The organism is Bacillus sp. HMA207, assembly GCF_003402455.1.
Taxonomy (GTDB): Bacteria; Bacillota; Bacilli; order Bacillales; family Bacillaceae_G; genus Bacillus_A; species Bacillus_A cereus.
Genome location: NZ_BEZT01000001.1, coordinates 414,760 through 435,732, shown reverse-complemented (window position 1 = coordinate 435,732; position 20,973 = coordinate 414,760). Strand labels below are relative to the sequence as shown.

Sequence of the window (20,973 nt, the reverse complement as noted above, 5' to 3'; positions counted from 1 at the left end):
TAAAGGGGTTACATCAGGATGAAACGTAAGCTATTTATTTTATTTACTATTATGCTCGTTGTTCTTTCTATCGTTGGCTGTTCTTCTCAAAAAGAAGAATCGAAGGCAAAAGAACAACCGAAAACAAAAGTTGTAAAACATGCTAAAGGTGAAGCTACAATTCCAGTAAATCCAAAGAGAATTGTTGACTTATCTGGATCAACAGAAGAACTATTACTTCTTGGACACAAACCTGTTGGTACAGCAAATACATATAAAGATAAAATCCAAAATCACTTAACAGACAAGTTAGATGGAGTAAAAGCAGTAGGTTGGTACTGGGCACCTAAAGTTGATTTAGAAGCTGTTACTGCTTTAAAACCAGACTTAATTATTTTAAACAACCGTCAATTAAAAATTTATGATCAACTAGAAAAGGTTGCACCTACAGTTGTTCTAGAAACAAACTTAGAAGACTGGCGTGGTAAGTTTAAAGAAGTAGGTAAGCTATTTGACGAAGAGAAGAAAGCAGACAAATGGATTGCAGACTACGATAAGAAAGCAGACTCTTTATCTAAAAAAATTAAAGAGAAAACAAAAGATGAGAACTTTATGTTCGTTGCAGTTACACCACAAAACTTCCGTGTATACGGTAGCTTCGGATACGGTGACATCATCTTTAATGACTTAAAACTTCCAGCAACAAAAGGTACGGATTTAAAACAAACGATGGCGCAAGTATCACTAGAAGGTTTAGTTGCATTCCAGCCTGACCAAATGTTTATTGTAAACTTCGGCGGCGAAGCTGATAAAGTTTACGAAGACTACAAAAACAGTGCCGTTTGGAAAGACAATAAAGCAGTTAAAAATAATCACGTATATGAAGTATCAAATGAAGTCTTCAATACGAAAGCATTCAATCCAATCGGAAAAGATATGCTAATTGATGAAATCGCAAAAGAAATTTTAGCTAAAAACAAATAAGAAAAAAAAAGCAGCTCACCATGAGCTGCTTTTTTTCTTACTTTGAACTGCGTATTGCTTCATTTTTTCAATCGTCTTCACAAAACCTTCTTTTGATTTAATACGAATGCCACGTTTCAATTTCGCACGTTCATAGCTCTCAAGCTTTTTCATATCAATTTGAAAGAAAGAATGGATCGCATTATCACTTTTCGGTACACCTTTGAAAATTTGTAATATCCCTTCCTCTGAAACACCAAAATACCCGCTCGTTTTCAATAACGGAGAAATATCATCAACTTTCTTTTGCAATACAATTTGTACATCATCACGATCAACGAGCTGCCATTCTTTATACTGCTGTAAAAACTTTTCTAAATCCGTCACTTTTTCTGTAAGTATTTCTTCGCTTACTTCGCCATCAACATACATACGCTCTAATAAAATTGTAACCTCAGGTTCTTTTTTCGTTACTTCTGGTACTGGCCCTTCCGCCTTCACATTCGTTTCATAAACGAAACAAAACATCATAACGAAAGCTTGCATCGCAATCAGTATCCATTTCATTTCCGTTCACCTCTTTTAGGCAAAATCAAACTTTCATTAGTAGTTTTTCCGGAAATGGGGGTTTTATCCACATTACATTTCTTTCGAAAAATAAAAAATACAGATTAGGATTTACCTCATCTGTATGTATCATTTACTTTTATATAAAATGAAAGACGCCTGCAAAGCAGGCGTCTTGATGCGTTTACGGCGAGAGACCAGGCGACCACATTCGCGTGTTTAGCACTTAAGCATATCTCTCGTCTTACGTAAATTAGCTCATCGCTTTGCTAATATAACATTAATAAAGTATAAGTGCAACATGTTTATAAAAATATTTTATTTCCTCTGTTATCCAAACGAACAATATGTAAATTATAAATTGATAATTGCAACATATATGTTACAATTAATGTAACAGCGAAATCATCATAAAACAGGAGATGGATATTATGAAAAAAATAAAGGATGAACGTCTCATTCTGCAAACATTAAAAAACGTGCGTATCGCCTTTCTTTTTCAGTCACTTGGTATAATTGGAATTTTAAGCTACATCGGATTCACTGAAGGAATGGATCAAATTACGAAATCTCCATTGTGGCTATTATTTATGTTTACAAGTATTTTACTTGCTTATTTACAGTTAAGTGTTTCAATCGATATAGAAGAAGGCGAAAAGGAAATACAGTTAACTCCTTATTACAAACTTGTCTTCCACTCCCTTATTGTAGGAATCGTTACGGCTATTATTTATATTATTTTCAGTCCAGAAAGACCACTGTTTGAAGCTATTTTAACAGGTAGTATTCTTTTCATATGCTTTTTAGTTTCTTATTCCGTTAGTTATTTTATTAAAAAACGTCGCTTACAAGACAACGATGAATAAAGAGGAAGGGCTATCCCTTCCTCTTTTGTTTTGTTATCGCACTGTACCAGTTAAACCGTAACGAATGTCTCGGAACATATTCACTATGTCACGATTAAAATCGTTTGTAACTGTACCGTTACGTAGACGCGTACTCATTGCATCGACACGAGTAAACATATCATTTCTTACAGAAACATATACGTTTCTGTTTCCAACTTCATTTGAAACCGCTTGACGAATTTCGTTCGCCATCGCCGTTTCATTTGTCACTGTGTTACGTGGTTTTACCGCAATCGCTACATCGTTTCCATATACAACTGTAGACACACGGTCTACGTTATTCATACGTTTCACACGATTTGTTATTCTTTCAGCTGTTTTACCATCATTGTTAATGTATGAATTGTTCATTGTAATATTACGAGTTGGATGCGGATTAGCAATTTGTCCATTGTAATTTACATCTCGATAATAATTGTATCCTGTATCGTTACGACCATTTCTATATGTTACATAATCTGTATAACGATCATTACGTGTCACATTATCACGATACTGGTGTGTATCATTATAAGATGTACGCTCGTAATTGTAGTTACGTCCATCCATTGCATTGTTATCTTTCGGTGTACCACATGCAGCTAATGCACTGGTAACTAACAAAGAAGCAGCAATCACTTTTACTTTCGTATTCAATACAAAAACCCCCTCTGTTAGAATGAGCTTCTCTACTGAAAAGCTCCCTCTTATGATGAGTAACCGAGAAGGTTTTTACACTGTTAATATTTCACTAGGAATTTTCTAGCACTTCATAAAAAAACTTCATTTTCTTAATTAACAGGAATGCAAAAAAGGCGGGAATACTCCCGCCTTTTTAAACTTCTTCTTCGTCCTCTTCTTCTGAAACGGGCTCTCCAAATACATTCGGTGGATCTGGTTGATAATACATCGTTCCTGGCTGTGGTGCATATGCAGACTGAGTTGGTTGATAATATAAAGGATTCGCATATTGCGGACCGCCTGGTTGTGGACTATATAGTCTACTTTCTCCTCCGCATCCACAATCTTCCTCACCCTGCACAAGCGGTGGCATATTATTATCCATTGGCATCATATTCGGGTTTGGCATAGACGTATATTGCGGTCCAAACGGCGCTCCTTGCTGATATGGCATTTGATATGGATTTGGTTGTTGATAATACGGATTCGGCGGCATCATGGGCTGTTGATACGGCATTTGATAGGGCATCATATTGGGTGGTTGATTGTTATCCATGATTGGCATCATATTCGGCATTTGATTGTTATCCATAATTGGCATTATATTCGGCATTTGATTGTTATCCATAATTGGCATTATATTCGGCATTTGATTGTTATCCATAATCGGCATCATATTCGGCATTTGATTGTTATCCATAATCGGCATCATATTCAGCATTTGATTGTTATCCATGATTGGCATCATATTCGGCATTTGATTGTTATCCATGATTGGCATCATATTCGGCATTTGATTGTTATCCATAATCGGCATCATATTCGGCGGCTGGTTGTTATCCATAATTGGCATTATATTCGGTGGCTGGTTGTTATCCATAATTGGCATTATATTCGGTGGCTGGTTGTTATCCATGATTGGCATTTGAATATTTGGCATTTGAATATTTGGCGGTATGACTTGTGGAATAACTACATTTTCTTTCGATACATTTGGCGATACTATATTCCCTACATTCTCTTTCTTCACTTGTGGTGACACTATATTCCCTACATTTTCTTTCTTCACCTGAGGCGATACTATATTTCCTACATTTTCTTTCTTTACTTGTGGCGATATTATATTCCCTACATTTTCTTTCTTCACTTGCGGCGATACTATATTTCCTACATTTTCTTTCTTCACTTGCGGCAATACTATATTTCCTACATTTTCTTTCTTCACTTGCGGCGATACTATATTTCCTACATTTTCTTTCTTCACTTGCGGCGATACTATATTGTTTTTTTTCGTTTGCGGAGAAATGATATTGTTAGGTTTCATTTTACTAATTTGAGGAGCAATTAACTCGCTTCCTTTTTTTATTACATCTGAAATTTTATATTCTTTTTTCGGTTTTATTGGTGGTTGTGGCGGCTGCGGTAATACATTTACCGAAAACTTCGTGTTTTCTTTTTCCGCCGGTTTTTGTTTTTCTATCACAGGTGGTTTTTGAATAACAGACGGTTTTTCAACTGGTTTTTCTTTTTGAATTGGCTGTTCTTTTTGCACTTCTTTTTGCGGTTTCACCTGTACCTCTTTTTGCGGCTTTACCTGTATCTCCTTCTGTGGTTTCACCTGTACTTCTTTTTGCGGCTTTACCTGCATCTCCTTCTGCGGTTTTACTTGCACTTCTTTTTGTGTTTGTTGCATAGCTGGCTGCTGTGTAATTGGTGCTGATTGATACGTAACTTCTTCTTCATCTTCTATTCCAAGCGGAGTTGGTGTTGCTGCAAATTCTTTTTGCTGCACTTCTTTTACGTATTGCTTTGGAGGCGCTGAACCTGCTCCAGCCTGTTGTTTCATGTGAACACTCTTGGATGGCACTTTAATTTTCATACCTGGCATAATTAAATCTGGATTACTAAGTTGTGTATTTGTTTTTTTCAACGTGTCAAAATCCACTCCGTACTTTTTCGCAATTTTCCAAAGGGTATCCCCTTTTTGCACGATATGAATTTTCAAATTTTCCCCCTCCTGTATAACTTATCTATAAGTAACAAATCTCATGAAGTAACTCTTTCTAAATAACATTAACTTCTTTTCACTTTTATCACTTCTTCGATTTTCAATATCATTCGAAGCGGAATAAGCATAAAGAACCACAATGATTTCTTCAAAACAATGTATGCCCATTTCGTTCCCGTTATGATTATATGTATGAAAAAAAGCAACGGGAATACCGTTGCTTTACACACGCTCTAACATACGATTTAATGCAAAAACCGCTTCTGTCGTTACTTGTTTATCTACGCTAATAACGTTAATTTCTTCTCCTCTTTCTATCGTTTCAAGTGCCCATAATAAGTGAGGCAGATCAATTCGGTTCATCGTTAAGCACGGACACATAAATGGATTAAGTGAAACAATTTCTTTATCTGGATGTTGCTGAATAATTCGGTTCACTAAATTCATTTCTGTACCAATCGCCCATTTGCTACCAGATGGCGCTGATTCAATCATATCAATAATATATTTCGTTGAGCCTGCATAATCTGAAGCAGCTACAACTTCATAGCAACATTCTGGATGTACAATAATATTCATATCAGGATGATTTTTTCGTACGCTCTCAATGTTCTTCACTGTAAAATTTTGATGAACAGAACAATGCCCTTTCCATAAAATTACTTGAATTTCTTCTATATCCCCATCGTACTCTAATGAATCTGTGTGTGGGTCCCATACTGCCATTTTATCTAACGGGATACCTAAATCGTACGCTGTATTTCTCCCTAAATGTTGGTCTGGTAAAAAGACAAGACGTTCTTTTTGAGTAAACGCCCAAGATACCATTTGCTTTGCATTAGAAGATGTTACTGTTGCTCCTCCGTTACGACCACAAAACGCTTTAATTGCAGCTGTAGAGTTCACATATGTTAACGGAATCATCGTATCTCCAAATAATTTCGTGAGCTCTTTCCATGCTCTTTCTGTTTGTTCAATATCTGCCATATCCGCCATCGAACAACCTGCACGCATATCTGGTAAGATGACAACTTGATCATCTGTCGTTAACATATCTGCTGTTTCCGCCATAAAGTGCACCCCGCAAAACACAATATATTTTGCGTCTTTATTGCTCGCTGCAACTTGCGCAAGCTGAAGTGAATCCCCTGCTGCATCTGAAAATTGTACCACTTCATCTTTTTGATAATGATGCCCTGGAATGAATAACATTTTCCCCATTTTCTCTTTAATTTCACGAACACGCTTTTCCATATCTTCCGTTGACATCGTGTAATAACGCTCTGGTAACATCGTTTCAATTGGCTGTACTTGTTCTAAAATACTCATATACGTTTCTCCCCTCTAAGCCATTTTCCTTATCCTTCAATATTGAAACTAATATCAAGTGCTTTTACTGAATGTGTTAACGCTCCAAGTGAAATATAATCCACCCCTGTTTTTCCGTATTTCGGTAAATCTTCAATTGTGATGCCCCCTGAAGCTTCTGTAACGATAGCACTTGGTACAATTTTTGAAAACTCCCGGATTTCATCTGGCGTGCGATTATCGAACATAATAATATCAGCACCAGCAGCAACAGCCTCTCTCACCTGTTCCTCAGTTTCTGTTTCTACTTCTACTTTCACCATATGTCCTAACTTCTCTTTCACTGATGTAACAGCTTTTGTAATAGAACCAGCAAACGCAATATGATTGTCTTTAATCATGACACCATCATATAAACCGAAGCGATGATTAAATCCACCGCCGCACACGACTGCATGCTTATCAAACATACGTAGTCCTGGCATCGTTTTTCGCGTATCACAAATGCGAGTATGACTGCTATCTAAAGCAAGAACCGCTTTACGCGTCATCGTCGCTATTCCGCTCATACGCTGAATAACATTTAATATAACGCGCTCTGCTGTTAATAACGATGCAATTGGACCTTGCACAGTTGCAATGATTTCGCCTTTTTCTACAAGGTCCCCATCTTTTTTATAAAGCTCTACTTCAATTCTCTCATCAATTAATTTAAATCCCGATTCAATTACTAAACGTCCTGCAAAGACCCCTGTATCCTTCGCAAGAAACGTTCCTTTCGAAAGCAAGTTATCTGGAAAAATAAGCTGAGATGTTACATCTCTTTCCCCTATATCTTCTAAAAAAAATCGATTTAATGCTTCTTTAACTTTTATCGTGTTCATAAAGCCCCTCTTCCCCTCATTACACAAGTTGTCGTTTTCTCTTTACTCGAACAATCTCTTTCTTTCCTATATTTCTATCTGGATAATCACTCCGGTAATGCCCGCCAATACTTTCTTCTCTTTGCAAGGCTGACACAACTATAAGCTCACAAACCGTTAACATATTAATAAGCGTTATCTCTTCATTCGTAAGAACATCATGTTGTAATATCATATTTCGAACACCATACTTACTAAGCCATCTCTTCGCATAAGATAAACTTTGCTCTGTTCGCACAATCCCAACATATTTCATCATGCATTTTTGTATTTCTTCTTTCGTCGGTAAATGATTCAGAACGATAAACTTTGCTTCCTTTTCGGCTAGCATGTTCACCTTTTCTTTTGTCTCTCTAGATAAAATGTGTCGTCCGATTCTTTTTCCAAACACAAGACCTTCTAATAATGAATTACTCGCTAATCTATTTGCACCATGAACCCCGTTACAAGCTACTTCACCGACTGCGTATAAGTTCGGAATAGACGTCTCTCCATCACAGTTCGTTTTCACGCCGCCCATGTGAAAATGAGTACCAGGCACGACTGGAATAAGTTTTTTATTTATATCGACTCCATTTGTTTTACATATCGATGACACGGTCGGAAAGCGTTGTTCAAAGTTTTGAATCATTTCGATGTTTAAGTACACTTTTTCACCCGCAAGTAGCTGTTCATGAATAGCCCTTGCGACTACATCACGAGGCGCTAAATCCTGTTCGGAATGTATATCCATCATAAAACGCTGCCCTTTTCCATTTATAAGGACAGCTCCTTCTCCGCGAACAGCTTCGGACACAAGACCAGAACAACGCCCACCCGCGTATAACATCGTCGGATGAAATTGTATAAACTCTAAATCTACAAGCTCTCCGCCTGCACGGTACACCATTGCAAGTCCATCGCCTGTAATCGTCTCATCATTAGAAGTAAAGGCGTATAAACCGCCAATACCGCCTGAAGCTAACACCGTATAATCTGCATTGTAACGTTTCAATTCTCCTTTATTGTTGCGAGTTAAAGCCCCAACACATTTATCTTTTTCTATAATAAAATCGAGCACCATTTCCTGTTCCACTACCGTAACGTATGGAGCTACTTCTTGAATAAGATGCTCTAATAAATTCTTTCCTGTTGCATCGCCACCTGCATGTAAAATACGACGTTTTCGATGCGCTCCTTCTTTTCCAAGATGAGGACCTGTTTCATCTCCATCAAATTTCATTCCATTTTCAATAAGGTTATTAATTTCTTTCGGTCCTTCCTCGACTAAATAACGGACCACTTCTTCATTGTTATAATGACACCCTGCTACTAGCGTATCTTCAAAATGATCATTAGGATTGTCGTATGTAGCTACCGCTGCGGCAATTCCACCTTGAGCTAAATGTGTATTATTATTACGTTTCGTCTCCTTTGTGATAATAATCACATTCTTTTCGTGACAAATCTCTTTTGCAACACGAAGTGCCGCAACGCCACTTCCAATAATTAAGACATCTGCGCTTGGCATAATTGTTGCCTCCTACTTTACACTTTTCAACTGTCTTGACACCTATATTTACATAGTTTTAAAATAATGACAAGAGTTTTTTTATAATTCTTATTTTCACTACCATTTAAAAAGTAAAAGAAATGTAACTCTTACTAGAGAGAGGAACTTACATGATGATATATCTTGACTATGCAGCTACTACACCTATGAGCGAGGAAGCGTTACAAACATATATGAAAGCAGCATCGCAATACTTCGGAAATGAACAAAGTTTACATGATATTGGAGGAACGGCTTCTTCTTTATTACAAGTTTGCCGAAAAACATTTGCGGAAATGATTGGAGGCAAAGAACAAGGAGTATTTTTCACAAGCGGTGGATCGGAATCGAACTATCTTGCGATTCAATCACTTCTAAATGCCCGAAATAAGAAGCATATTATTACGACACCTATGGAACATGCATCCATTCGAAGTTATTTTCAATCTCTAAAATCAAAAGGCTATACGATCACTGAAATTCCTGTTGATAAAAATGGACTCATTTGTTTAGTAGATTTAGAGGCAGCTATTACGGAAGATACTGTGCTAGCAAGTATACAGCATGGAAACTCTGAAATCGGAACCGTTCAAAACATTACAGAAATCGGGGCACTTTTAAAAAAATATAATGTTTTATTTCATACGGATTGTGTGCAAACGTTTGGTAAACTGCCTATCCATGTTTTTGAGATGGGGATTGATAGTCTTTCTGTTTCAGCACATAAAATATACGGACCAAAAGGTGTCGGCGCTTGCTACATAAATCCGCAAACTCGCTGGGAACAAGTATTTCCAGGAACTTCTCACGAAAAAGGATTTCGCCCAGGTACAGTGAACGTTCCCGGCATCGCATCTTTTTTAACAGCTGCTGAAAATATATTAAAAACTCAATGGGAAGAAAGTTTACGTTTTAAAGAGTTACGATCCTACTTTTTAGAGCAAATACAAACACTTCCGCTAGAAATTGAAGTAGAAGGTCATTCTACTTCTTGTTTACCACATATTGTTGGGGTTACAATAAAAGGAATAGAAGGTCAATATACTATGCTAGAATGTAATCGCCATGGTATCGCCATTTCCACCGGAAGTGCTTGCCAAGTCGGTAAACAAGAACCTTCGAAAACTATGCTTGCAATTGGAAAAACGTATGAAGAGGCAAAACAATATGTCCGCTTCTCTTTCGGACAACAAACAACGAAAGATCAAATTGATACTACTATTCATGCACTACACACAATTGGAAATCAATTTTATAGAGGTGTTAAATCATAATGAAACAAAATGAACAAAAAAAGATTTTAGGTGAAGAAAGACGACAACTTATCCTCCAGTGGCTTCTTGCTGCAAATGAACCGTTATCGGGGAATGAACTATCGAAAAAGACGAACGTAAGTAGACAAGTTATCGTGCAAGATATTTCCTTGCTTAAAGCACGAAACGAACCAATTATTGCGACTGCTCAAGGTTATTTATATTTAAAGCCACAAGAGAAGCAACAAACTTTTGAACGCGTAATCGTATGCCAACATAAACCAGCAGAAGTACGTCAGGAACTTACAATGCTTGTTGACCATGGCGTTACGATTAAAGACGTAAAAGTTGAGCATCCTGTATACGGTGACTTAACAGCCTCCATTATGGTAAGCAATCGCTTTGATGTAGAGCAATATTTACAAAAAATCGAAAACACAAATGCTTCCTATCTTTCACAACTAACAGATGGTATTCACTTACATACAATCGAGGCAGATTCTAAAGAAAAATTAGATGCTGCTTGTGAGGCGTTAGATAAAGCAGGATTTCTCGTTTATTAATGTAAAGCACAGAGTTTTTATCATTCTCTGTGCTTTTTTAATGCTATAATATTGTAATCAATCGTAAAGGAGATCAAATATGGGAATTGAACTCGTTCACTTTAGCATTGGCAAACCGAAACAAATGAAATATGGCGAAGATAAAGAAATGATAACAGGTATATGTAAAGATCCTACAGAAGAGGCCTTTCTCTCAAAAGACGGATTTCGTGGTGATGACGTAGCGGATTTAAAACATCACGGCGGACCTGATCGCGCTGTTTGTGTGTACCCACACGAGCATTACGCACTATGGGAAGAGGAATTTCAAACTACGCTTCCCGCTTCCACATTTGGTGAAAACATTACCGTAACAAATATGTTAGAGCATGACGTATGCATCGGAGATACATATCAACTAGGCGAAGCAATCATTCAAGTAACGCAAGCTCGCGTACCTTGTAGCACAATTTCAAAACGTCTTGGCATCCCTGGCATACTGCCGCGTATTGTAGCAACTGGATTTACTGGCTACCTATGCCGCGTTCTTCAAGAAGGTACTGTACGTAAAGATTCAAAAATTACATTACTAGAACGTCCATCAAGCAATGTTTCTGTTTTATTCTCTAACGAAATTTATTTTCATAATAGAAAAGATAAAGATGGCATCGAGAAGATTCTTGCTGTTCCAGAACTAGCTGATATTTGGCGTGGTCAATTAGAAGATCGTCTTGCGAAGTTAAAATAAAGAATCCCACCTTCTGCAGGTGGGATTTTATTAATCTATTAAAAAATATATTAGGCAATGAAATGATATTGACGATTAGACAAACACCAACATTCCATCTACATCTTACAACCAATAAGAAGAATAACTCCCCAGCACAGTAACAGAAAAACCGAGTGCTTCAAGTTCCATCGTTACGCCTGGCAATAATACGTCATCGTATGCTTTATCGACATCGATTAAGAAAAAGTAATTTCCAAGACCTGTTTTCATCGGACGCGATTCGATTTTTGATAAGTTTAATTTTCTCCATGCGAAAGCTGATAACACTTGATATAGGGCACCTGCATAATCTGCAGGTAACGTTATCATAAGCGTCGTTTTCTCTCCGCGGTTCTCTCCGTTATTCGGGAGTACTGCTTTCTTTTTCTTATGGAGTACTAAGAAACGTGTGTGATTATTTTTATGCGTATGAATACTACGTCTCACAATTGTTAATCCGTATTTTTCTGCAGCCGCTTCATTTGCAATAGCGGCAATTTTCTCTTCAGGATGTTCTTTCACATATTGTGCAGCAGCACTTGTAGATGTCATATCTCGAACAGTTACTCCTTTTAATTCTTCATTTAAAAATTTATGGCACTGTGCAATGGCATGCGGATGAGAATGCACTGCATATACTTCTTCCCACACTTCTGCATACTGCGGATGTACAAGTAAATGCTGCTGAATTGGTACTGTAATTTCTCCTACAATGGAAAGCGGCTGCTCATGTACAAGGTAATCAACCGTTATATTCACTGAACCTTCTATTGCATTTTCTAACGGTACAACTGCGAAGTCTACATTTTCATTTGCAGCTGCATCTATACAATCTGGAATCGTTCGATACGGTACATGCTCTGCTTCCGGAAAAAAACGACTCACCGCCATATTTGTAAATGTTGCTTCTGGTCCTAAATATCCTACTCGAATCATCGTCTTTTCCCCTCTTTTTCGTTTTCTTACTGTTATACCATACTTTTTTATATTCTTCTATGTAAATTTCGAATATTTAAAAAAGACTAGCATTCGCTAGTCTAAATGTTTCTTATACTCTCTTTGAGCGAAGAAGAAATAAATGATACATGCTGCGATATAAAACAGAATGAACAAACCTACTTTTCTTAATGATCCATCCATAAAAAGCGTATTATGAAACGTATATAATGCAACTGCACTATGCATACTCCCTACTATAATTGGCGCAAAAAATAGCATACATAATTGCCAACGAGAAATTTTCCATACTTCTTCCTTCGTCATTCCAAGTTTAGAGAGTGCACCATACTGCTTTCGGTCCGATGCAATATTATGGAACCATTTAAAATACACGATACTACATGAAGTGAGAAAGAATAATATACTAATAAATGAGCCTACAAATAGAGTAATATCGCCGCCTTCTTTCATATTTACATACAACTCCATATTGCTTCGAAATGCATTATTATTATCTTGTTTTATATGTCTCCGTAAATCTTCATTTAATTTCTTCGTCTTTTCGATATTTGATAATGTGTAGCCTCTATATATCATTTTTTCAGAATCAGGAACCTGATTTGCTATACTGTCAAAATCTTCATCATTCATAACGAAGAACAGACCATTAATGTACGAAGGGTGATGGTTAAATTGAACCCCTTCTTTCTGACCGTTAAATACGAATTGATATGGTTGATTCATTACTTGCAATTGAATCTCTTTTTGATTATATACATTCGAATTATTGTATTTATTATAATAAACGAGTGTCACTGTACCTTTTTTAGGACGATACGTTTTCTGTCTTTGTTTCCTTGCTTCTTGGTTATATTCACTTTCTTTTATAAGCGGTACTATTGTTGTTTCTCCCTTATTAGACTGAAAGGATGCATAAACTCCAACAAAACTCATATCTTGAAAATCATCATACTCATATTGATGCAGTAATTTTTCAACCGCACCTTCTTCAAAGACTTCATGAGTAGAAATACCTTTTTCTATGTACGAAAACGAGTGTACCCCTCCAGTTCGCCACATATCTTGCATGCTAGAAAAATATAAGAACACTGTACCTGTTGCTGTAACTACAAACGTCGTTGCCATAGACATCAGAAAGAAAAAGCGACCATTTTCCTTCATTCGATGTGACAATTGATTCACTATAAATAAATACGGATATGTATACATAATCTTTTTATTTCGCTTTATCATTTCTAACACTTGGGTAGCTCCATGTGTAAAAGAAAAGTACGTTCCAAAAAAGACAAGTATAGACACAGGGAAAAAGTATATTGCTATCGTAGTCATCGTCACTTGTAGCGCCAACGCATACCCGCCCACTAAACAAGCAAAACCGAATAAACAAAGCCACTTTGATGTTTTCTTCTCTTTTTTATCTGTTCGAAATTCTTTCAATAACCGAATGATTTTTATATTCCATATACGTAAAGCACTTATAAAAGATAACAAAATAAAAACGACCATATATGTAATAAATGTTACACCAATCGCCCTTACGTCAAATATCACAGGGAGTTCTTTCGGAAGCCCCAGTAACATACTAAATACCATAAAAAAGAGTTTTAAAAATATCATACCGAGCACAATACCGAAAATATTCGCGAAGACCCCGATTAAAATTTGTTCGGTCATAATCATTCCTATTACGTTAGATTTCGTTGCTCCCATTAACATATATAACCCTAATTCTTTCTTACGTGCTTCTATGAAAATAGAAGTAGAGTACAAAATAAATATGACGAAAAAAGAAATGATTATAACATTACATATGATAAGTCCCCAACGTACGTTTTGATACCACATCGTCTCTTGCATATACGGATGCACAATGACAGACATATATGCGTAAGAAGCAAATATTGCAAAACAACTACTTAAGAAAAACACTTTATAATTACGCCAATTTCCTTTTATATTTTGCAGCGCTAGTTGCCAAATGTTCATCTATCGTCCTCCTGTAACTTACTACATAGGTAAAAAGCTAGAGGTTCCCCTAGCTTTTTACGTGTTTTAAATATCCTCTTTGCGCGATCATAAAGTAAATGGCAGAAGCTAAAATGTATGCTCCAATTACAAGCGCACCTGATTTCCATAAATCAATATAAAGCATTTTCCCTAACGTATGAAGAGCAACTCCACTATGAATGGAACCGATTAAAATTGGGATAAAGAAGATAACTCCCATTTGTCGAATCGCAATTTTGCGAATTTCTTTATCTGTCATACCGATTCTCTTTAACGATTTAAATTGAATACGATCTTGTTCTTTATCGTTAAACCATTTAAAGTATGTCATACTACAAGCGAAGAAGAAGAACAGTACCGCTACGAAGAAACCGATGAACATTGTAATTGCTCCACCTTCTCTTATATCCTTATACGCAAACACTGAATTTCTCAATTCTCCTTGCTTTTCTGGTGCAATTTCATTTTTCAAATCTAATACAAGATTTTCTGTATTTTTCCAATCCTCGATATAATAACCGTAATATTTCGTCTTTTCTTCATCTGGTACGAGTTTTTCATATTTCTCAAAATCTTGATCATTTACAATAAGATATTCACTATCATTAAAAACAGAATACTGCGTTGGATTATTTAATTGAACAGACTGCTTTTGCCCGTTAATTGTAAATTCATACGGTTTCGTACGATCTATCTTCATCAGTTCATTTGACATATCAACCATAACCATCGTTGCACTACCTGGTGCATTATGAACTTCTGTAGGTTGCTCTCCCTTTTGTTTGCGCACTTCTGCATTATATTCTTTTTCTGAAATAATCGTCATCGGTACTTCATGTTCACTATTAAACAACGTTATTTTCTGTGTTGCCGGTAGTTTAACGTAGGTTACTTTTCGCGCATCTTCAAACCCGTGTCTCTTCACAAGCTCCTGTACCTTTTCTTCATTAATAAGATTATGCGTATTTAACCCCTTTTCCTCATATGAAATAGCATGTGGTGTAAGTTCTACCGTTTTCGCACTCATATTTTCAAAATATACGTACAGTGTACCTACTGCTGAAGATACTACCGCCGTAATAATAGAAATTACAAATAGAAAACGAGCATTATCTTTCATTTTATAAATAAGATTGCTAAGAACAAACATATTTGGATACGTATAGAAAGATTGCTTTCTTTTTTGTAATGCTTTTAATACAACTGTACTACCTTGTGTAAATAATAAATACGTTCCGCCAATTGTCAGTCCTACCACCGGTAAAAAGAGGATGAGGAAATTCAGAAACGTTACTTGGAAGCTAAGTACATATGCAGCAATAATACATCCTATACCAACTACACATAACCATGTAAATGCAAACGGCTCTACTTTTTGCTTTCTAGCTTCTCTTAATAAATCAATAATTTGCAAGCGTCCTACTGTCCAAACACTAAACAATGATAGGATTAAAAATAGGATAAAGTATACGCCAGCTGTAATAAGAACTGCTTTACTATTCCAAACAAGTGGAAGTGTCTTATCTATTTTCAATAATACGCTTAACGCTTGGAAAAATAATTTTGAACAAAGCATTCCAATCCCAACACCAATTACAATTGCAATACTACCTAACATCAGTTGCTCTAATATAATCATTCGGCCGAGCTGCGATTTCGTTCCGCCTATTAATGTTAGTAGACCAAACTCTTTTTTTCTTGCTCGTAAAAACGTTGAATTTGCATATAAAATAAAGAGTGCCGAGAAGATGACCACAATATAATTCATCGATTCTAATCCTTTTGTGATCATCTTTCTCATACTAATATTACCGCTTACAACATCTGGATGATAAATAAAAGAAGCATACATGAAAAATACGACAATCGATAAACAACTGCTAATAAGAAACGCTTTATAGTTACGCCAATTTCCTTTTACGTTATTAAGCGCGAGCTGGCGAAAGTTCATGATATTCTCCTCCTAGCATCGCAAGTACGTCCAGAATTTCTTGGAAAAAGGCTTGTTTCGTTCTTCCTTTATGTATTTCCGAGAAAATTTCCCCATCGCGTATGAAAAGGATACGTTCACAATAACTAGCCGCTACTGGATCGTGCGTAACCATTGCAATCGTTACTTTCTTTTGCTCGTGTAAATCTTGCAGAGCGCCCATTAGCGATTTCGCTGACTTCGAGTCTAAGTTTCCAGTTGGCTCATCTGCTAAAATTAACGTCGGTTCATGAATGATTGCTCTCGCTGCTGCTGCACGTTGTTGTTGTCCCCCAGATACTTCGTATACTTTTTTATTTAAAATTTCTTCGATGTTTAAAAACTTCGCAATTTCCAGTACTTTCGCATCGATTTCATTTACAGATTTCTTCGCCATTACAAGTGGTAAAATAATATTTTCTTTAATGGATAACGTATCAAGTAAATTAAAATCTTGAAAGATGAACCCTAAATGTGTACGGCGAAACTCCGCTAATTTTGCAGCACGCATTTGATTAATTTCTTCACCATTTACAAGCACATGACCTGAAGTTTGCTTATCAATTGTTGCTAATAAATTTAAAAGCGTCGTTTTCCCGCTTCCTGAAGGACCCATAATCCCTACAAATTCGCCTTCTTCTATTTTAAAATTTATATCGTTTAAAGCAGTCGTCGCTACTGAACCTTTTGATTGGTACACCTTCGTTAATCCTTTTACTTCAAGAACACTCATTTCTAATCCCCCTACGTGTTTTCTTCTTACATTTACTATAAGAAAAATAAGAAAAAGAAACGAGTGATTTCCCTTACAAAACGTTTTGTTATCTTACAGTTTTGTCATTTTTCTCATCAATGTATGATATTCTTCATCTTTTGCAAATTGGAACGTGAATGTTGTCCCTTCTCCTCCAGCCGATTGGACATACATTCCATGATGTAAATTATCGCAAATTTCCTTCGTAATATATAAACCCATTCCAGTCGCTTCTCTCGTTTTACGGCCATTTACCCCCGTAAAGAATGGATCAAATATGCGCTTTACATCTTGCTCTGGAATACCGATTCCATTGTCCTTAATATGTAATAACACCTTTTGGTCTTTCTCTTCAATTTGAAATTGAATTTCTTTTTTCTCTGCCGCTGAAATTTTTGTATACTTAATTGCGTTTACAACAATTTGACCTATAGCAATACTTAGCCATTTTCTATCAGAGGCAACCATACAAGTATCTTCTTCAAACATCACTTTCGGAAATACAGACGATTGAATGAAGGATTTTCGATTTTCATTAATAATACCTCGCACGACATCTATAACATTTACTACTTCTACCTTATAATCTTTCGCAAACTGCTCTAGTCTTGCCATATGTAACGCTAAATCTAAACCATTTAGTATACGGTTATTTTCTTCACGAATACTTTCAACTGTTGCTCTTGCCTCACGATGCTCTTTGCCAAACTTTTGCAGCAATAATTCAATAACAGATACTGGTGTTTTCATTTGGTGAATCCATTGGTTCATAAATATCATTTGCTGTTGCTCTTTCGCATGCTGTTTATGAACTTCATTCATATATTGCTGTCTTAATAACGTAAAAGATTCAACGACCATTTCTTGCTCTGATGTATAAGATTCATCAATAAGTAAAGAGTCATGTAATGTATTTCCACCAGTAACATACTTTTCGATCCTCTTTAAAAACACACTCCGTTTTCGGTAATCGTAAATGAGGTATACAGTAAACACAACTGTTCCTAATAAAAGTCCATATAACCACGTACTCCAATCAATGGATTTCTTTTCTAAAAGACTTTGCAACTGCAAAACAAGCCCAAATAAACAAAGGCTAACAATATAAGAAAGTATTAAAGAAAAGCGGTCCATGAGGTAATTTTTAACCTTCATGCCCTTCGCCCCACTCTGTAAGAAGCGCATAACCATATCCACGTTTCGTTACAATTGCATTTTTAATGCCTAGCTCTTCTAGTTTCTTCCTTACACGTTTTACATTTACGGTTAATGTATTATCATCCACAAATGCTACTTCATCCCATAGAGCTTCTAACAGTTCTTCACGCGTTACATATTGATTCACCTGTTTCATTAAACACTCTAATAAGTAAAACTCATTTTTTGTCAGTTCAGTTTGTTGTCCCTGCCACTCAACGATATGCTGGGACGGGAATAACAACAGTCCATTTACACCTAAACAATCACTCTCAGCAGCAGAGGCATACTCTCCATAGCCACGGCGAAGCGCACTCTTCACCTTTGCCATTACGATATCTAAATGGAATGGCTTCGTAATATAATCATCGCCGCCATTTTCAATCGCCATTACTTGATCCATTTCCCCTGTTCTTGCAGAAACAAAAATAATCGGCGCATTCGATACAGTACGAATTTGACGACACCAATAAAAACCGTCAAAGTACGGTAAATTAATATCAAGTAACACAAGATGAGGATTTATTTTTACAAACTCATCTTTTATATGACGTAAATCACTTGCTCTAAATGATTGATAGCCATACCTTTCTAAATGCTCCTCTAATATTCCCGCAATTTTCTCATCGTCTTCTACAATTAATATTTTATACATGTTCTTTTTCTCCCCATAAAAGAATTCTTCTACATTTACTCCTTTTTCCATTATAAATTGAAAATTTAATTAGTGGGGATTTTTTCCTATATAAATCCGATTTTTACGATATAAAAAAAGACTGCCGTATTTCGGCAGTCTTAATCGATAAATTCAAATTCATATTCAAGAATTTTTACAATATCTCCGTCTTTTGCACCACGTGCACGAAGCGCTTCATCAATACCCATTCCGCGCATTTGACGAGCGAAACGACGTATAGATTCATCACGTGAGAAGTCTGTCATCTTGAATGTTTTCTCGATATCGTAACCAGAGATAACAAACGTGCCATCACTTTCACGTGTAATTTCAAATTTAACACCTTCAGTATCAAATTTGTACATTACACTTGTATCAGACTCATCCGCAACTTCATGTATTGGGAATTCTGGTGTTGTTTCTATTAAGTTTGCTACTTCAAACAGTAAGTCACGAACACCTTGTCTTGTTACAGCTGAGATTGGGAAGATTTTTACTTCGTCTCCCACTTTCTCTTTAAATGCTTGTAAGTTTTCTTCTGCATCTGGCATATCCATTTTGTTTGCAACAACAACTTGTGGACGCTCAGTTAAGCGAAGATTGTATTCTTTCAATTCATTATTAATCGTTACGTAATCTTCATATGGATCACGGCCTTCTAAACCAGACATATCAATAACATGCACGATTACACGTGTACGCTCAATATGACGTAAGAATTGGTGTCCAAGTCCAACGCCAGCATGTGCGCCTTCAATTAGTCCTGGAAGGTCAGCCATAACGAAGCTGCGGTTATCACCAGTTTCAACAACACCAAGATTCGGAACGATTGTTGTGAAGTGATACTCTGCAATTTTCGGACGCGCTGATGATACAACAGATAATAATGTAGATTTACCTACACTTGGGAATCCAACAAGTCCAACGTCTGCTAGTACTTTAAGTTCTAGAATGACATCACGCTCTTGACCTGGTTCCCCGTTCTCAGCGATTTCTGGCGCTGGGTTCGTAGCTGTTGCGAAACGTGAGTTACCACGGCCACCACGGCCACCTTTTGCAATTACAGCAGTTTGTCCATGCGTTACTAAATCGGCAAGAATTTGACCAGTTTTTTCATCTTTTACTACTGTTCCTGGCGGAACCTTTACAAGTAAATCTTCAGATTTACGTCCGTGCTGACCTTTACTCATTCCGTGCTGACCGCGATCAGCTTTGAAATGACGTTGGTAGCGGAAGTCCATTAATGTACGTAAGCCTTCCTCAACTACGAAAACAACATCTGCACCTTTACCGCCGTCGCCACCTGCTGGGCCACCTTTAGGAACATACTTCTCACGACGATACGCAACCATACCGTTACCACCGTCGCCGCCTTTTACATATATCTTGACCTGATCTACAAACATTATTTCACCACACTTTTTTCAATTGGTTGTAATATAACTGAGACTTCTTCGTCTCGCACTGTATAAGAAATGGAATACCATTTATTGTTTTGGGTCGCAAGCCAATTCTGTAGTTCTTCTACACTCGTTAGCTTACCACGAAAATCAAAAAAGAAACGAGCATTCTCCGCGTCACATTCAATTGTGATACAAACATAATTTTCAACATATACGTCTAAACTATGCTGAAGCATTGAGAAAAATTGATTCGTCCATGTACATACAGTCTCATCCAAGTGAGATAAGTTATGTAATTTCCCTAATACTTCGTACTCCAATAAGCACGGCTGCTGTTTCCAATTATATGTTAAAATCCACTCTGAAAATAAAGGCATTGATAGCCCCATCAGATTGGATTCTTGTCTCGCTTCTTGGACAAAACGATCGATGAGACTATGAATTTCTTCCACTTTTCCAAGTGAAAGGTTTCCTTTCACCATCTGCATACGATTGAGCCAATCATGTCTTGAATGGCGCAATGCATCTATAATTGTCCATTTTTCATTCATTTAGATACCCCTTAATATAGAAAAACTCTAACCTGCACTCAGGTT

General features: G+C 36.6%; 18 protein-coding genes and 1 pseudogene. 5 read left to right on the top strand and 14 right to left on the bottom strand.

Annotated features, from left to right (window positions below; translation table 11 throughout):
* The first annotated feature begins 18 nt into the window (after window positions 1-18).
* Complete coding sequence (locus tag HMAS_RS02375) at window positions 19-963, top strand: iron-hydroxamate ABC transporter substrate-binding protein (protein ID WP_000823606.1); 945 nt, start codon at window positions 19-21, stop codon at window positions 961-963.
* 15 nt (window positions 964-978) lie between these two features.
* Here HMAS_RS02375 and HMAS_RS02370 read toward each other — a convergent pair whose 3' ends face one another.
* Window positions 979-1,509 carry a BofC C-terminal domain-containing protein gene (locus HMAS_RS02370; protein ID WP_000871175.1) on the bottom strand — a complete coding sequence of 177 codons (531 nt, stop codon included), beginning with the start codon at window positions 1,507-1,509 and terminating at the stop codon, window positions 979-981.
* A 431-nt stretch (window positions 1,510-1,940) separates the two neighbouring features.
* On the opposite strand from HMAS_RS02370, the gene HMAS_RS02365 reads away from it, so the two are divergent.
* The gene (locus tag HMAS_RS02365) at window positions 1,941-2,375 is read left to right on the top strand and encodes a branched-chain amino acid ABC transporter substrate-binding protein (protein ID WP_025710400.1); all 435 of its coding nucleotides are present in this window, start codon (window positions 1,941-1,943) and stop codon (window positions 2,373-2,375) included.
* A gap of 33 nt (window positions 2,376-2,408) precedes the next feature.
* Here the strand turns inward: HMAS_RS02365 and HMAS_RS02360 are convergent, their stop codons facing one another.
* From HMAS_RS02360 to nadB, 5 genes and pseudogenes are all read right to left on the bottom strand, one after another.
* Complete coding sequence (locus HMAS_RS02360) at window positions 2,409-3,053, bottom strand: YhcN/YlaJ family sporulation lipoprotein (RefSeq protein ID WP_001093537.1); 645 nt, start codon at window positions 3,051-3,053, stop codon at window positions 2,409-2,411.
* A gap of 1,872 nt (window positions 3,054-4,925) precedes the next feature.
* A pseudogene (gene safA, locus HMAS_RS28385) lies at window positions 4,926-5,082 on the bottom strand (SafA/ExsA family spore coat assembly protein); the annotation flags it as partial.
* Between the two features lie 225 nt (window positions 5,083-5,307).
* The gene (nadA, locus tag HMAS_RS02350) at window positions 5,308-6,414 is read right to left on the bottom strand and encodes a quinolinate synthase NadA (protein ID WP_006927543.1); all 1,107 of its coding nucleotides are present in this window, start codon (window positions 6,412-6,414) and stop codon (window positions 5,308-5,310) included.
* Between the two features lie 29 nt (window positions 6,415-6,443).
* The gene (gene nadC, locus HMAS_RS02345) at window positions 6,444-7,277 is read right to left on the bottom strand and encodes a carboxylating nicotinate-nucleotide diphosphorylase (protein ID WP_025710187.1); all 834 of its coding nucleotides are present in this window, start codon (window positions 7,275-7,277) and stop codon (window positions 6,444-6,446) included.
* A 19-nt stretch (window positions 7,278-7,296) separates the two neighbouring features.
* On the bottom strand, window positions 7,297-8,826 hold the full coding sequence (gene nadB, locus HMAS_RS02340; RefSeq protein WP_001138531.1) for an L-aspartate oxidase: 1,530 nt from the start codon (window positions 8,824-8,826) through the stop codon (window positions 7,297-7,299).
* Window positions 8,827-8,978: 152 nt separating this feature from the next.
* Here nadB and HMAS_RS02335 point away from each other — a divergent pair, with 152 nt between their 5' ends.
* The 3 genes from HMAS_RS02335 (at window position 8,979) to HMAS_RS02325 (ending at window position 11,390) form a co-directional block, all read left to right on the top strand.
* Window positions 8,979-10,121, top strand: coding sequence for an IscS subfamily cysteine desulfurase (locus HMAS_RS02335; protein ID WP_000973777.1), 1,143 nt, complete (start codon window positions 8,979-8,981; stop codon window positions 10,119-10,121).
* On the top strand, window positions 10,121-10,663 hold the full coding sequence (locus tag HMAS_RS02330) for a transcription repressor NadR (protein WP_000812275.1): 543 nt from the start codon (window positions 10,121-10,123) through the stop codon (window positions 10,661-10,663). Before HMAS_RS02335 ends, HMAS_RS02330 begins: the two co-directional genes overlap by 1 nt.
* Window positions 10,664-10,742: 79 nt before the next feature.
* Entirely contained in the window at window positions 10,743-11,390 is a 648-nt protein-coding gene (locus HMAS_RS02325) for an MOSC domain-containing protein (RefSeq protein WP_000510666.1), read from the top strand.
* Window positions 11,391-11,495: 105 nt separating this feature from the next.
* Here the strand turns inward: HMAS_RS02325 and pheA are convergent, their stop codons facing one another.
* The 8 genes from pheA to HMAS_RS02285 form a co-directional block, all read right to left on the bottom strand.
* Entirely contained in the window at window positions 11,496-12,347 is an 852-nt protein-coding gene (pheA, locus tag HMAS_RS02320) for a prephenate dehydratase (RefSeq protein WP_000621705.1), read from the bottom strand.
* Window positions 12,348-12,443: 96 nt separating this feature from the next.
* Window positions 12,444-14,357, bottom strand: coding sequence for an ABC transporter permease (locus HMAS_RS02315; protein ID WP_025710188.1), 1,914 nt, complete (start codon window positions 14,355-14,357; stop codon window positions 12,444-12,446).
* Window positions 14,358-14,406: 49 nt separating this feature from the next.
* A complete protein-coding gene (locus HMAS_RS02310; RefSeq protein ID WP_001011415.1) occupies window positions 14,407-16,329 on the bottom strand; it encodes an ABC transporter permease in 1,923 nt (640 codons plus the stop codon).
* Window positions 16,304-17,080, bottom strand: coding sequence for an ABC transporter ATP-binding protein (locus HMAS_RS02305; protein WP_000114529.1), 777 nt, complete (start codon window positions 17,078-17,080; stop codon window positions 16,304-16,306). Before HMAS_RS02305 ends, HMAS_RS02310 begins: the two co-directional genes overlap by 26 nt.
* A 93-nt stretch (window positions 17,081-17,173) precedes the next feature.
* Window positions 17,174-18,256, bottom strand: a complete 1,083-nt coding sequence (locus HMAS_RS02300) for a HAMP domain-containing histidine kinase (protein ID WP_025710189.1) — start codon at window positions 18,254-18,256, stop codon at window positions 17,174-17,176.
* A complete protein-coding gene (locus HMAS_RS02295; protein ID WP_002082113.1) occupies window positions 18,246-18,953 on the bottom strand; it encodes a response regulator transcription factor in 708 nt (235 codons plus the stop codon). The genes HMAS_RS02300 and HMAS_RS02295 overlap by 11 nt, the downstream gene beginning before the upstream one ends.
* Before the next feature lie 140 nt (window positions 18,954-19,093).
* The gene (obgE, locus tag HMAS_RS02290; RefSeq protein WP_000497127.1) at window positions 19,094-20,380 is read right to left on the bottom strand and encodes a GTPase ObgE; all 1,287 of its coding nucleotides are present in this window, start codon (window positions 20,378-20,380) and stop codon (window positions 19,094-19,096) included.
* Window positions 20,380-20,928 (bottom strand): sporulation initiation phosphotransferase B, encoded by a 549-nt coding sequence (locus HMAS_RS02285; protein WP_001003587.1) that lies wholly within the window; start codon window positions 20,926-20,928, stop codon window positions 20,380-20,382. The genes obgE and HMAS_RS02285 overlap by 1 nt, the downstream gene beginning before the upstream one ends.
* Window positions 20,929-20,973 lie beyond the last annotated feature (45 nt).